General features: G+C 62.1%; 13 protein-coding genes. 8 read left to right on the top strand and 5 right to left on the bottom strand.

The features are described from left to right. Nucleotides 1-40: 40 nt before the first annotated feature. The 5 genes from ppdK to glmM all read left to right on the top strand — a co-directional run bounded on the left by ppdK (nt 41) and on the right by glmM (nt 6,864). The gene (gene ppdK, locus NNA36_RS14920; protein WP_255108445.1) at nt 41-2,581 is read left to right on the top strand and encodes a pyruvate, phosphate dikinase; all 2,541 of its coding nucleotides are present in this window, start codon (nt 41-43) and stop codon (nt 2,579-2,581) included. 147 nt (nt 2,582-2,728) lie between these two features. Next, the gene (locus NNA36_RS14915) at nt 2,729-3,367 is read left to right on the top strand and encodes a cell wall hydrolase (protein WP_255108443.1); all 639 of its coding nucleotides are present in this window, start codon (nt 2,729-2,731) and stop codon (nt 3,365-3,367) included. Nucleotides 3,368-3,548: 181 nt separating this feature from the next. After that, nucleotides 3,549-4,460, top strand: a complete 912-nt coding sequence (locus tag NNA36_RS14910; protein ID WP_255108441.1) for a dihydroneopterin aldolase — start codon at nt 3,549-3,551, stop codon at nt 4,458-4,460. Between the two features lie 51 nt (nt 4,461-4,511). After that, nucleotides 4,512-5,531 carry a dihydropteroate synthase gene (folP, locus tag NNA36_RS14905; protein WP_255108439.1) on the top strand — a complete coding sequence of 340 codons (1,020 nt, stop codon included), beginning with the start codon at nt 4,512-4,514 and terminating at the stop codon, nt 5,529-5,531. Further along, complete coding sequence (gene glmM / locus NNA36_RS14900; RefSeq protein WP_255108436.1) at nt 5,521-6,864, top strand: phosphoglucosamine mutase; 1,344 nt, start codon at nt 5,521-5,523, stop codon at nt 6,862-6,864. The genes folP and glmM overlap by 11 nt, the downstream gene beginning before the upstream one ends. A gap of 57 nt (nt 6,865-6,921) precedes the next feature. On the opposite strand, the gene NNA36_RS14895 is transcribed toward glmM, so the two are convergent. The 3 genes from NNA36_RS14895 to ilvC form a co-directional block, all read right to left on the bottom strand. Continuing rightward, entirely contained in the window at nt 6,922-7,836 is a 915-nt protein-coding gene (locus NNA36_RS14895; protein ID WP_255108433.1) for a DMT family transporter, read from the bottom strand. A 60-nt stretch (nt 7,837-7,896) separates the two neighbouring features. Further along, complete coding sequence (locus NNA36_RS14890) at nt 7,897-8,463, bottom strand: hemerythrin domain-containing protein (RefSeq protein ID WP_255108431.1); 567 nt, start codon at nt 8,461-8,463, stop codon at nt 7,897-7,899. 133 nt (nt 8,464-8,596) lie between these two features. Continuing rightward, nucleotides 8,597-9,619 carry a ketol-acid reductoisomerase gene (ilvC, locus tag NNA36_RS14885; protein ID WP_255108429.1) on the bottom strand — a complete coding sequence of 341 codons (1,023 nt, stop codon included), beginning with the start codon at nt 9,617-9,619 and terminating at the stop codon, nt 8,597-8,599. A gap of 133 nt (nt 9,620-9,752) precedes the next feature. On the opposite strand from ilvC, the gene NNA36_RS14880 reads away from it, so the two are divergent. The 3 genes from NNA36_RS14880 to NNA36_RS14870 all read left to right on the top strand — a co-directional run bounded on the left by NNA36_RS14880 (nt 9,753) and on the right by NNA36_RS14870 (nt 11,972). Beyond that, nucleotides 9,753-10,208 (top strand): Lrp/AsnC family transcriptional regulator, encoded by a 456-nt coding sequence (locus NNA36_RS14880; protein ID WP_255108427.1) that lies wholly within the window; start codon nt 9,753-9,755, stop codon nt 10,206-10,208. Further along, on the top strand, nt 10,205-10,660 hold the full coding sequence (locus NNA36_RS14875; protein ID WP_255108425.1) for an Lrp/AsnC family transcriptional regulator: 456 nt from the start codon (nt 10,205-10,207) through the stop codon (nt 10,658-10,660). Before NNA36_RS14880 ends, NNA36_RS14875 begins: the two co-directional genes overlap by 4 nt. 187 nt (nt 10,661-10,847) lie before the next feature. After that, nucleotides 10,848-11,972: an aminotransferase class V-fold PLP-dependent enzyme gene (locus NNA36_RS14870; protein ID WP_255108424.1), complete on the top strand. Its 1,125-nt coding sequence runs from the start codon at nt 10,848-10,850 to the stop codon at nt 11,970-11,972. A 141-nt stretch (nt 11,973-12,113) separates the two neighbouring features. Here NNA36_RS14870 and NNA36_RS14865 read toward each other — a convergent pair whose 3' ends face one another. Together NNA36_RS14865 and NNA36_RS14860 are read right to left on the bottom strand one after the other, a co-directional pair. Further along, nucleotides 12,114-12,809 (bottom strand): M50 family metallopeptidase, encoded by a 696-nt coding sequence (locus NNA36_RS14865; protein WP_255108422.1) that lies wholly within the window; start codon nt 12,807-12,809, stop codon nt 12,114-12,116. Between the two features lie 4 nt (nt 12,810-12,813). Continuing rightward, nucleotides 12,814-14,016, bottom strand: coding sequence for a UbiH/UbiF family hydroxylase (locus NNA36_RS14860; protein WP_255108420.1), 1,203 nt, complete (start codon nt 14,014-14,016; stop codon nt 12,814-12,816). Nucleotides 14,017-14,111 lie beyond the last annotated feature (95 nt).

The raw sequence follows: 14,111 nt of genomic DNA, 5'->3' as shown, positions 1-14,111 counted from the left end.
GGATTGCGACTATGCTGCTGTGGCAAAGGAGAGCGCCGCAGTGCAGCAAGAAAACCCCCATATCACCTTCATTACCCCCGGAGCGCCGGTGGCCACGGCCACGCACGGCGGACGGGCGAAATGTCTTCAGCGCCTTGTTCGGCTGGACCTGCCGGTGCCGCCGACTGTTGCGCTGTCGTTTGATGAGGTGCATCGGATTGCCTCTGGGCAGATGCCGGATATGGCGGACCTGCTGGCGCCTCTCGACGTCGCGCATCTCTTGTGTGTGCGGCCCTCGTCGGAAGACCCGGATTGGGGCGGGCCGGGCGCCGTTTTGAATATCGGGATGAACGACCAACGCTATGCTGAGCTTTGCGAGCGGATTGGTGAGACGGCCGCGCGGTCGATCTATGCGCGCTTCATCCAATCCTATTCGATCAATGTGGCGCGGCTTGATCCGGACATGTTCGATGATCTGGACATGGATGACCCCGAAATCTGTCAGCAGGCGCTTGAGGCGTATGAAGACGAAGCGGAAGAGGCATTTCCGCAGGACCCGGCGGTACAGTTGTCGGGTGTATTGCGCTCTATGGCGCGGGCCTGGGAAGGAACTTCTGCACGCCTGTTGCGGCAGGCCAAGGGTGCCCCTGCCGACGCGGGACTTGGCCTTGTTGTGCAAGAGATGGCGCTGGGTCTTGGGCATGGAGAATGTGGATCGGGCGTGTTGCAGTTGGTAAACTCGACCACCGGCATGCCGCAGATCACGGGACGGTACCTGAGCCAGTCGCAGGGTCGGGATGCGTTGCGCAGTGGTGCCGAAGCGCTATTCCTTGAGAAAGATCCGAGGGGATCGTCGCTTGAGGAAAAGGCACCGGAGGCGTTTGAAGACCTCAAGGTGCACGCCGCCCTGATGCGCGAGAAGTTGCGCGAAGAGATGCAGATCGAGTTCACCATCGAGAATGGTGCGGTGCATATTCTGGATGGTGTTCGGGTCCAGCGGTCTTCGCGGGCGGCAGTACGGATCGCGGTGCAGCTTGCCAAGGATGGCATCATCCCGAAACAGGAAGCGGTGATGCGGGTCGAGCCGCGGGCGTTGAATGAACTCTTGCACCGGCAGGTCGACCCCGAGGCCGAGCGCGATGTGATTGGCACCGGTGTGGCGGCAAGCCCCGGTGCGGCAACGGGCCGGATCGTGTTTTCCGCCGCCGAGGCACAGGCCAGCGCGGCGCGAAGTGAAGCCTGTGTTCTGGTGCGCCGGGAAACCACGCCAGAGGATATTCGCGGAATGCATGCGGCGAGTGCCGTGCTGACCGAACGCGGCGGGATCACCAGCCACGCGGCAGTGATCGGACGGGGCCTTGGTTTGCCTTGCGTTGTCGGGGCGTCCTCGATCCGGTTCCAGATGCGCAAGAAGATGTTGATTGCTCCGGATGGGCGGCAATTCAGGGAGGGCGACGTAATCACCATCGACGGCAGCGAGGGGGAAATCCTTGCCGGTGCGCCGGACATGGTCGAGGCGGCGCTGGATGATGCGTTTCAGACCCTGATGGCCTGGGCCGACGATGAGCGGGATATTGGCGTGCGGGCCAATGCGGATACGCCGGCCGATGCCAAGACCGCGCGCAACTTCATGGCGCAGGGGATCGGGCTGTGCCGAACCGAGCACATGTTCTTTGAGCCGGGCCGCCTGACGGTGATGCGCGAGATGATCTTTGCCGATGCGCCCGAAGATCGCCGCAGTGCCTTGGAACAGCTTTTGCCGATGCAGCGTGCGGACTTTATCGAGTTGTTCCGCATCATGCAGGGACAACCGGTCTGCATTCGTCTGTTTGACCCGCCGTTGCATGAGTTCCTGCCGACGGACCGGTCCGGCCTGCGCGATCTTGCCGAGGCCCTGAACCTGCCCTTGTCAGATGTGACCCGTCGGGTTGAGGCGCTTGGGGAATACAACCCGATGCTTGGCATGCGCGGGGTTCGACTTGGGATCACCGTGCCCGAGATATATGACATGCAGGCGCGCGCGATTTTCGAAGCCACGATCGAAGCGAGCCGCGATGGCGATGCGGTTGTTCCCGAGATCATGATCCCGCTGGTCAGTGCCAAGCGGGAAGTGGAGCTGGTCAAGACCCGCGTGGACGCGGTGGCGGCTGCGGTGCGTACGGAGCAGGGCGAGGATTTCGACTACCGGCTTGGTGTTATGGTTGAAACGCCGCGTGCGGCGCTTCGGGCCGAGGATATTGCGCCGCATTGTCATTTCTTCAGCTTCGGAACCAATGACCTGACACAGATGACCTATGGTCTGTCGCGCGATGACGCGGGGCGGTTCATGTCCGCCTATGTGCATCAGGGTGTCTATCCGGAAGACCCGTTCCACACGCTGGATGCAGATGGCGTGGGGGAACTGCTGCTTCTTGGGGCCGAACGGGGGCGGGATGCTCAGCCCGATCTGACCCTTTCGGTGTGCGGCGAACATGGCGGCAGCCCCGAATCAATCGCGTTTTGCCGAAAAGCAGGCATGGATTACGTGTCCTGTTCGCCATTCCGGGTCCCGGTGGCGCGTCTTGCAGCAGCACAATTGTCGATTCAGGATAAAGTCGGGTAATTTCCGAAAAAATCTCTCTTTCGGCTTGACACTTTTGTTGTTCTGTATCCCCGAAATCAATTTGGGGTGGACCTTGTATGCTCGATTCTGTATACGGCCGGGATTGTTCGGCTGGGAGGACCGATCACGACGCGTATGAGGCTCAGGATGAGACTACTTGTTACTGCTGTTTTGACCCTGTTTTTTGCAGCCGGACTCTCGTTTGCAGAGGTTCCGCCTCGGGTCAGCACCAAGAATACGACGACGCAGGCCGAGGAAAAGAAACCTTCCTTCGGGAACCGCTTTCTTTTGATGTTTGCACCGCGGACCAAGAAGACCCCGACCGAGATCACATATAGCCGCGCCTGGGTGGATGCCCAGCCGAAGGTGTCCAAAACCGACGAGCAATGGCAATGCCTTGCCGAGGCGCTTTATTTCGAAGCGCGTGGCGAGAGCGTGAAAGGCCAGTTTGCCGTGGCCGAGGTTATCCTGAACCGTGTGGATCACGATTACTATCCCGATACGCTGTGCGGGGTGATCAAGCAGGGGACAGGCCGCAAGTACCAGTGCCAGTTTACCTATACCTGTGACGGTATCGCCGAGAAAATTCACGAGCCCGCCGCTTTTGATCGCGTAGGCAAGGTGGCCCGCCTGATGATTGATGGCGCGCCGCGCAGCCTGACGGCCGGGGCAACCCACTATCACACCAAGGCGGTCAATCCGGCTTGGGCTCGGAAATTCCCGCGCACCACCACCATCGGCGTGCATCACTTTTATCGTCAGCCCACACGCTTGACCCAAAACTAACGACCCGTGGTCCTGCCGGCGATTTGAGGGCAGGGGCACAACACTACTCACGGACAGGCCTGCCATTGTGGCAGGCCTTTTCCGTTTGGTGTGGCGCGAATGGGTGCTGGCGCGGCGTTTGGCGGCCTGCTAAAGGCGGGCATCGCGCCTATGTTCGTGATCCGAGACTGCGGAGACTGAGATGACTGACGAGACGAAACTGGCCTTTGGCCATCCCGAGGAGCGGGCGGCCACAACGGAAGGGGCGGATTTCCTGGATCGCATTTCCCTGCGCAACCACGTTGTCGAGGTGGAAATCGGCGCGTTCCAGGCCGAACGTGGTGTGACGCAGCGCCTGAGTTTCGATGTTGTCGTCGAGGTCTATCCGCTTGAGGAAGATGCCGGGGACGATGTGGATCGTATCCTGTCCTATGACCGTGTGACCGAGGCGATTGCGCATGAACTCGCGGCCGAGCGCCTGAACTTGCTGGAGACCCTTTCGGTACGGATTGCAGATCGTATCCTGTTGGAGCCGCAGGCGGCGCGGGTCTTCGTGCGCATCCAGAAGCTGGACCGCGGTTCGGGGGAACTGGGGGTCGAGATTGTACGGGCGCGTGGCGATGCTTCGACAGCGGTTGCGGAAGGGGAAAAACCGCATCCGCGCGTGGTGTTCCTGACGCAGGAGGCCATGGTGTCGGAATACCTTGGTGGCTGGATCGAGGAGATGGGGGCGGATGCGCCGCTGATTTTCTGTGTCGGCCTGCCGGAGGTGGCAGCGCCGCAGACCGGACATCCGCTGACCCAGCGCCGTGTTGATCTTCTGGCGATTGAACAGAACGCCTGGATGCTGGCCGCGCGGGACCGGCGTTGTTTCGTGGTGGGCACCTGGACCGAGCTGGATTGGGCGATGAAGAACGGCCAGACCTGTGTCTGGGCGCCGTCGAAGATGGTACTGGATGCCGTGGACGGCCCCAAGGGCAGCGATGCAATGGCGCTGGCGCAGTGGCTGGCCGGGGAAATGGACGCCTGCGAACTGGTTTTCATTGGTGCGGATGTTTCAAGCGTTTCAACAGAAGGCGGCAAAGTGCCGATGCGGAGCCTGCCCGTTGCGTAATCGCTGACCTTGGTGCTTGCCAAGCGCGGCGCAAAGGCCCATTCAACAGATATGAAGATTTATTATCGTGCGATCCCACAAACCGATGCCGCGCGGCCCGATGAGGCGTTGACGCTGGCCGGTGGCTGGACCTGGTTCACCCATGTTGAAATCCTGAGCCGCGATGCGGCCCCACGCATCGTTGCGGCCGCGCAGGTGCCTGAAGAGGCGCTGGCGGCGATCACCGCGCCGCGGGCTGCGATCGGGTCCATGGACCTGACGCAACCGCAGATCATGGGCATCCTGAACGTGACGCCGGACAGCTTTTCCGACGGCGGGCTGCACAATGATCCCGAACAGGCGGTGGCGCGAGCACGCGAGATGGTGGCCGAGGGGGCAACGCTGATTGATATCGGTGGTGAAAGCACGCGCCCCGGTGCCGTTGAAATCCCGATGCTTGAGGAAATCCAGCGCACCACGCCTGTGATCTCGGCCCTGTCCGCCGTGATGGATGTGCCGATCAGTATCGATACCCGCAAGGCATCGGTGGCAAAGTCGGCGCTGGCGGCAGGGGCCTTGATGGTGAATGACGTGGCTGGCTTTACCTTTGATGCCGCGCTTGCCCCGTTGTGTGCCCAACTGGGGGCGCCGGTCTGCGTGATGCACGCGCAGGGCGATCCGCAGACGATGCAGGACAACCCGACCTATGATGACGTGCTTCTGGACATCTACGACTTCCTTGAGGGGCAGATCGAGATGCTTGAAGGGCTTGGCATGAGTCGGGATCAGATCGTTGTCGACCCAGGCATCGGGTTTGGCAAAACGTTGGCGCACAACCTTGCGCTGCTGGCCCGTTTGAGCCTGTTCCATTCGCTGGGATGCGCGGTTCTTCTGGGTGCAAGCCGCAAGGGGTTCATCAAGGTGATCGGCAATGCGCCGGACCCGGAGAAACGCCTGGGCGGGTCACTGGCGGTGGCGCTGGAAGGGTACGCCCAGGGCGCGCAGATCGTGCGGGTGCATGATGTGGAAGAGACACGGCAGGCCCTGCAGCTTTGGCAGGCTGCGACGACAGGAGTGTACGATGGGGCGTAAGTTCTTTGGCACCGACGGGGTGCGCGGCACCGCCAATATCTATCCGATGACCGCCGAGATGGCGCTGCGCATCGGCGCGGCGGTGGGGCGGTATTTCCGCAACGATGGCCAGAACAACCACCGTGTGGTGATCGGCAAGGACACGCGCCTGTCGGGCTATATGTTCGAAAACGCGCTGACGGCGGGTCTGACCTCGACGGGGATGAACGTGCTGTTGCTTGGACCGGTGCCGACACCGGCGGTCGGGTTGCTGACCTCTTCGATGCGGGCCGATCTTGGGGTGATGATCTCGGCCAGCCATAACCCGGCAGAAGACAACGGGATCAAGTTTTTCGGCCCGGATGGGTTCAAGCTGTCCGACGAGGCCGAAGCCGAGATTGAGGCGCTGATCGAGAGCGGGGTCGAGCCGGTGCAGGCCAAGAATATTGGCGGCGCCAAGCGGATCGACGATGGCCGGTTCCGCTATATCGAGCGGGTCAAATCCTCTTTGACGCGGGCGGTGCCGCTGAAGGGCATGAAAGTGGTGATCGACTGTGCCAATGGCGCGGCCTATCGCGCGGCCCCCGAGGCGCTTTGGGAACTGGGGGCCGAGGTGATCCCCGTGGGGACTTCGCCGGATGGTCTCAATATCAACCGCGGCTGCGGATCGACCCACCCGGCCACCGCAGCCGAGGCGGTTGTGGCGCATGGGGCGGATGTCGGGATATCTCTGGATGGTGACGCCGATCGGGTGATGATCATCGATGAGAATGGGCAGGTGGCCGACGGCGACCAGATCATGGCCCTTTTGGCGGATCGCTGGGCGCAAGACGGCCGGTTGAAAGGCGGGGCCTTGGTGGCGACGGTGATGTCGAACCTCGGGCTGGAACGGTTCCTTGAAGGCAAGGGGCTGCGGCTTGAGCGGACTGCTGTGGGCGACCGGTATGTGGTGGAGGCCATGCGCAAGGGCGGCTTCAACCTTGGGGGTGAACAGTCGGGTCATATCGTGATGACCGACTATGCCACCACCGGTGATGGGTTGATGGCGGGTTTGCAGTTTCTGGCGGCGATGGCGGAAACCGGGCAACCGGCGTCGAGCCTGACCCGCAGTTTTGAAACCGTTCCCCAGATGCTCAAGAACGTGCGCTATGGCGTAGGTCAGACGCCGCTGGAGACCGATGACGTGAAGGCGGCTATTGCGGCTGCGGAACATGCGCTGAACGGGCAGGGCCGTCTGTTGATCCGGAAATCCGGAACCGAACCCTTGGTGCGGGTGATGGCGGAATGCGAAGATGCTGTTTTGCTTGAGAAAACAGTGGATTCCGTGGTGGATGCCGTCGAAGCCGCACTTTGAGGTGAACGCGGGGGCGCTGCCCCCGCACCCCCGGGGTATTTTTCCAAGAAGAAGCGCTCAGCCCCGGAACAGGCGGGTCAGCGCACCGTATTGGCTGAGGCCGACGCCGCCGAGGATGAGGGCAAGCGCCATGAGCAGGCTGGCGGGTAAAGGTTCGCCAAGGATCAGCGCGCCAAGGACCACGGACCAGATTGGCACCTGGTAGTTGGTGAGGCTCATGAAGGTCGGGCCTGCGCTGCGGATCACGAGGACGCGCAGGAGATTGGCACCGGCGGTCGGGATCAGGCCCAGCACGGCGAGAATGGCAAGCGTTTCCCGCGAGGGCATTGGGGGAGGGCCTTCGACCAGCCAGGCCGCGGGGATCACGATGGCGGAGCCCAGCACCAAGAGCATCGTGGCAAGGCCGATGGGGTCTACCGGTGGCAGGCGGCGGACCAGCACGGAGCTGAGCGCATAGCAGCTTGCCGCGGCGACGCAGGCGAGGCGACCGAAGGTTTCCAGGGCGGCGCCGGTGCTTTCGAAAGCATTGCCGCCGATCAGGACGACAACACCGACAAAGCCCATCACGAAGCCCAGCCCCTTGCGCAGGGTGAGGTGTTCGCCGGGGACGAGGAAATGCGCCAGCGGCAGGACCAGAAGGGCGACCGCGGCCATCGAGACGCCGGCAAAGCCGGAGGTGACGTATTGCTGGCCCCAACTGAGCAGCATGAAGGGGATGGCGGAGCTGAGGGCACCGACCACCACGACGGTGGGCCAGGCGCGGGGTGCGGGGGTGGCAAAGAGTTTCCATCCGCGCAGGCCCCAGACCGCGACCATCAGAAGCGTGGCAAACCCGATGCGGCCTGCCGCGAGCCAGAAGGGGGTGATGCCTTCGAGGGCCATTTCGATCACGAGGAATGTCGAGCCCCAGACGAGGCCCAGCGTGGCCACCATGAGCCAGCTTGCGCGGGTGATGTTCGGTTGTTCTGTCATGTCCCTCTCTCGCGGCTGACAAGACCCCGACGCGCGGTCGGGGTCAAGGGGGGACAAAGATCAGCCACGCAGGCGGTGATGCAAGAGGATCGGCACCACGAGATCTTCTTCGTCCGTCAGGTGACGGGTGAGGAAGCGGTCGATGCCGCCGGTGTGCGTTTCCAGCGCCGACAGTTCGCGCTCTGCGTCCGTCGGGGAGAGGTGCAACAGCTTGAGATAGCGGTTGGCTGTTCCCGTCAGGTTTTCAAGCAGACCGTCCATCTCATGGTGGTCTGTCTCGAGCATTTCCAACCCGCGCGTAAACCTGGGATCAGCCTCTTCCAGTTCGGGAAAGAAGCTGTGGTCTTCCCAGTGGTGATGCCCATGCAGGTTGTGGACCAGAAGATTTCCAAAGCGTGACAGGCGTTTGGCGTGGTCTTCCTGTGCGAGGGTCTTGTCGATCACCTGCTGTGTGTCACTTTGCAGGATGGCCGCCAGTTGGCGGAAGGAGGAATGCGCCCCCAGCCAGTTGCGGGTGGACGCGGCGAGATTCGGGTGATCCGGCCAGTCATCGCGCGGATACTCCCGAAGCAGGGTCTGCATTTCGGTGGGCAGACCCTGTCTGACGTTGATGTCATATTGGGTCATGGCGCTGATGTGTGGTGGCGGCGGGGGATTTGCAATGTGCAGGAGCTGCGCCCGGCCTGTGCGCCCGTGCAGAGCGGCAAACGCGAAGGGGCGCCCCGAAGGACGCCCCTGATAACCGTTGTCCGGTAGAGACTTAGTTCTTTTCTTTGTCGACCATTTTGCCGGCCGAGATCCACGGCATCATGCCGCGCAGCTTGGCGCCGGTTTCTTCGATCAGGTGCTCGTCGTTGGCGCGACGCGATGCCTTGAGGGTCGGCTGGCCAACCTGGTTTTCCAGCATGAAGTCGCGGACGAATTTACCCTGCTGGATGTCTTCCAGAACCGCTTTCATGCGGGCTTTGGTTTCGTCGTACTTCAGGATGCGCGGGCCGGTGACGTACTGGCCGTATTCTGCAGTGTTCGAGATCGAGTAGTCCATGTTGGCGATGCCGCCTTCATAGATCAGGTCAACGATCAGCTTCACCTCGTGCAGACATTCGAAGTAGGCCATCTCGGGCGCGTAGCCGGCTTCGACCAGGGTTTCGAAACCGCAGCGGATCAGTTCAACCAGACCACCGCAGAGAACGGCTTGTTCGCCGAACAGGTCGGTTTCGCACTCTTCGCGGAAGTTGGTTTCGATGATGCCCGAGCGGCCGCCACCGATGGCCGAGCAGTAAGACAGGCCGATTTCCAGCGCCTTGCCGGTTGCGTCGGTGTGAACGGCTACGAGGCAGGGAACGCCGCCGCCTTTGGTGTATTCCCCGCGTACGGTGTGACCGGGGCCTTTGGGGGCCATCATGATCACGTCAACGCCTTCTTTCGGCTCGATCAGGCCGAAGTGCACGTTCAGGCCGTGGGCGAATGCGATGGCTGCGCCCGGCTTGATGTTGTCGTGGACGTATTTCTTGTAGGTTTCTGCCTGAAGTTCGTCGGGCATGGTGAACATGATGACGTCGCACCATGCGGCCGCTTCGGCGATACCCATGACCTGGAGGCCTTCGCCTTCTGCTTTCTTGGCCGAGGGCGAGCCTTCGCGCAGAGCAACGACAAGGTTCTTGGCGCCCGAGTCACGCAGGTTCAGCGCGTGTGCGTGGCCTTGCGAACCGTAGCCCAGGATGGCCACTTTCTTGTCTTTGATCAGGTTAATGTCGCAATCGCGATCGTAGTAAACGCGCATGTCGGCGCTCCCTTTGTTGTATGTCTGGCGGGCACTATACCCGTACCAACAGGGAAGGCGAGATGCGCTTTGAATGAAAATTCATCCAGTATTGTGATAGTCATTCGTGAAAAATTCGTTTAGTGAAAGATTCATGCTTGATGATCTCGATAGACGCATACTACGCCAGATGCAGGCCGATCCCGACATGTCGCTGCCGGATCTGGCGGATCGGCTGGGGATGACCTCGTCGCGATTGGGGCGACGGATAGATAAACTGCAAGAGATGAAGGTTTTGCGGGGGCAGCGTGCGGTGATCAACTGGCGGGCGCTTGGCTATGCGGTGGAGGTGAGCCTTCGGGTGACTCTCGACAAGACCAATCCGCGGGCGTTTGACGAATTTCTGGCCGCTGCGCGCGAGATTGGTGAGGTGATCGAAATCCAGACCTTTCTGGGCCGTGTGGACGTGCGGCTTTCGGTGATCGCGCGGGACATGTCACACTATCAGGACATCTATCGCCGCCACATCCTGACCCTGCCGCATATCGCGGATATCGAGGCGCTGATGCAGGTGGCCGCGATCAAGGCCGAGGAGACCCTGCCGATATGATGGAACTGGACGAGGTGGATCGCGGGCTTTTGAAGGCGCTGGCCGAGGATGCGACCCAGTCGGCGGGGGCGCTGGGGCGGCGGTTCGGGCTGAGCCAGCCGGCCACGTGGCGGCGGATCAAGCGGCTCAAGGATGCCGGGGTGATCGCGGGGCGCAAGCTGGATCTGGATGCCGAGAAGCTGGGCTTTGGGGTTACCGTGTTTCTGGGCGTCAAACTGGCCACCAAGGGGCGGGTGTCGCTTGAGGATTTCGAACGGGCGGTGACGGCAATCCCGGAGGTGCAGACGGTCGAGCACGTGCTGGGCATGTATGACTATCGCCTGCGGGTGACAGCGCGGGATATTGCGGATTTTGAACGGGTTCTGCGGCGGCGGGTGATGACATTGCCCGGGGTGGGCGACGTTGAGGCGAATGTGCTGCTGAGCGAAGAACGCAGGCCGGGGCCATTGTGATGTGGCAGAATGGCGGAAACGGGGGCAGTTTTTGTCGCCATTGTTCGTAAATCGCCTTTGAAAACCTGCCTAATCTCAGGTTGTGGTGAACTGCCTGCACGTCTTGAACAGTATGCAAAAGTAGACTTTGCCAAAACGGATTGAACCGGCTAGCGATACTGGCCGACAGAAGAAAAGGGAGGCCGTCATGGCGCTTTTGAAGGATATCGACCCGACGGGTCTCGAGGAGTTTTCGGTTGTTTTCACCGACCGTTCGCTGAACCACATGAGCCAGGCGTTCCAGCAGGTGATGCGGGATATCTCGGGGATGCTGAAAGAGGTGTACAATGCCGATGCGGTGGCGCTGATCCCCGGCGGTGGCACCTATGGCATGGAAGCCGTGGCGCGTCAGTTTGCACGCGATGCCAAGACGCTGGTGGTGCGCAACGGTTGGTTCTCGTACCGCTGGAGCCAGATTTTCGAGGCGGGCGCCTTTGCGGCGGAAAGCACGGTGATGAAGGCGCGCCAGACGGGCAATGACGTGACCGCGCCTTTTACACCTGCGCCAATCGAGGAAGTTGTTGCGAAAATTCAGGACGTTAAGCCGGATGTGGTCTTTGCTCCGCACGTTGAGACTTCGGCCGGTGTGATCCTGCCGGACGACTACATCAAGGCGATGGCCGAGGCCGCGCATGAGGTTGGCGCGTTGATGGTGCTGGATTGTATCGCCAGCGGATGTGTCTGGGTCGACATGAAGGCGCTGGGGGTGGATGTGCTGTGTTCGGCGCCGCAGAAGGGCTGGTCGGCGTCGCCGTCGGCGGGGCTTGTGATGATGTCGGAGGCGGCGCTGGCGAAGATGGAAGAGACCACTTCGGACAGCTTTGCCATTGACCTCAAGAAGTGGCACTCGATCATGATGGCCTATGAGAACGGCGGCCATGCCTATCATGCGACCATGCCGACAGATGCGCTGCGGGCGTTCCGTGACACGATGGCGGAAACCAAGGAATACGGGTTCGACAAGTTGCGGGATGCGCAATGGGCGCTGGGCAATGGTGTGCGGGCGATGCTTGCCGAGAAAGGCATCAAAAGCGTTGCAGCAGAAGGGTTTGGCGCTCCTGGTGTCGTGGTGAGCTATACCAGCGATCCGGGTGTGCAGAACGGCTCGAAGTTCGTGGCCGAGGGCATGCAGATTGCCGCCGGTGTGCCGCTGGCCTGCGACGAGCCGGAAGGGTTCATGACCTTCCGCCTTGGTCTCTTTGGTCTCGACAAATTGTATGATGTCGACGCGACGCTTGGGCGTTTGCAGGCGGTTTTGGACAAGGTTCTGTAAAACCTGCAACCGAATCAATGTGTTAAAGCGACCGGCGGCTTGGAAACGGGCCGTCGGTTTTACGTCGGTATTTTATCGGTATCGCGACGGTGCGGGATTGCGAATTTGCCGGATTAAGGCGGCGTGCGGCTTTTCGGAAGGTTAACCCCTGCGCAGGCGGATCTGCACGTTGCTGTTCGCCCCGAGGCCATAGCGCAGGCTTGTGAAAATGGCCGCGAGGCTGATGGCGAGCCACAGGAGGCCCCAGAAGGTGGTGGTGCCGCCGATCTCTTCGGCCAGCATCCGGGCATCGGAGCGCAGGTGGGCGCGGGCGATGGTGTCGGAGAAGATATCGTAGGGCACGTAGATCATGCTGGTGAGGCCGATGATGCGCAGCACGAGGTCGTTGATGTCGTGCGGCAGGTAGCGGGCGGTCAGGAGCATCAGGGTGCCGGTGGGTGCGCAGAAGCCGATGGCAAAGGGTTCGCGGATATAGAGCAGGGTGACAAGCAGCATGGCCGCGCCAAGCGTGGCAAGAGCGGTGCGATCGAGGCGCGTGCGTACGGCGGTCAGGAGCAGTGTGATGCCGATCAGGAGAGAGCCGACATAGCCGGCGCTGAGGGTGATGAAGCGATTGCCGCCTCGCGACATGACATGGCCGCCTTCGTGGGCGTTGACCGAGAAATCGACCACGCTGCCGCCGGTGAGGATGGTGGCGATGGCGTGGGAGAGTTCGTGCAGGAAGACGATGAGCAGGCGCAGCGGATAGACGAGGTCGGAGGGCCAGAGGACGAAGACAAGGGCGCAGAGCAGGGTCAGCTGCCAGTGGCCCTTGAAGAACGTTGTCAGGCGGCGCATCCGGTCAGCGCGCTCCGAGACCCATCTGCATCAGCGTCTTGCGCACCGGTGCCAGCGAGTAGAGCGCGTTGAGACCCATCGCGCGGGCGTCGCGCAGGGCGGGGGTTTCGACCATTGAGGCGCGGTTCAGCATGTCGATGCCCTTGACCCGCAGTTTGACCTCGGTGAAGCGTTTGCGGTGGTAGGTTTCGAGCATCTGGCGGCTGCCGAGCTCGGCGGGGCTGGCCTTGGCGAGGTCCAGAAGGATGCGCATGTCGCCGAGGGACATGTTGAGACCCTGCGCGCCGATGGGCGGCACCACGTGGGCGGCTTCGGCCACCAGTGCGAGGCGTTCGCCGTAGAGGCTTTCGGCGGATTGCGAGATGATCGGCCAGATGGTGCGGCGCGAGGCCAGTGTGAGCGGGCCGAACAGGGAGCAGCTGCGCTCGGTCATTTCGCGTTCGAAATCGGCCACGTCCATGTTGAACAGCTCTTCGGCGCGGGGACCGCGTTCCATCCAGACCAGCGCCGAGGAGGGTTTGCCCTGGTAGTCGGGCAGGGGCACGAGGGTGAAGGGGCCGCCCGAGCGGTGGATCTCGGTCGAGACGTTCTCGTGCGGGATCGGGTGGGTGACGGCGAAAGCCAGCGCCTTTTGACCATAGCGGGTGGTGTGGACCTTGATGCCTGCGGCCTCGCGCATGGGCGAATTGCGGCCATCGGCGGCAATCACGAGACGGGCCGTGGTGCGGCTGCCGTCGGTGAGGGTGACGCGGGCTTCGTCGGTGCGGGTGAAGAGCGTGGTGGTCGCGGTGCCAAGCCGCAGGTCGACATTGTCCATCTCTTGGAGGCGGGCCAGCATTTCACGGCGCAGGAGCCAGTTTGGCAGGTTCCAGCCGAACGGCAGGTCGGAGATGTCGGTGGCGTTGAAATCCTTGACGGTGCGCGGTTCGGGAACTTCGCCGCCTGCATCGACGATGCGCATGATCTGAAGCGGGGCCGCGTGGGGCGCGAGGCGTTCCCAGAGGCCTGCTTCGTCAAGCAGGGCGCGGGCGGGTTGCAGGAAGGCGGTGGTGCGCAGGTCGGAGCCTGCGGCGTCGCGTTCGGTGATCGGCGGGGCCGGATCGACGCATTGCACGGAAAATCCGGCGCTTGCAAAGGCGGCGGCTGCGGTCAGACCGGCGATGCCGCCACCAGAGATCAGGATATCGGTTTGGGATGTAGCCGTCATGGGCGCCTCATTGGTTCTCCGGGCCTTGGGCGCAATCTAGCGCTGGTGGCCCGGGGTTCCAAGGGGCGGAATGACGCCTTGCCCTGCGTCGGTGA

Origin of the sequence: Shimia sp. CNT1-13L.2 (assembly GCF_024331145.1) — a bacterium.
Lineage (GTDB): Bacteria > Pseudomonadota > Alphaproteobacteria > Rhodobacterales > Rhodobacteraceae > Shimia.
Note: the sequence above shows the minus strand (reverse complement) of the source record. Positions and strands in the feature narration are given on the sequence as shown.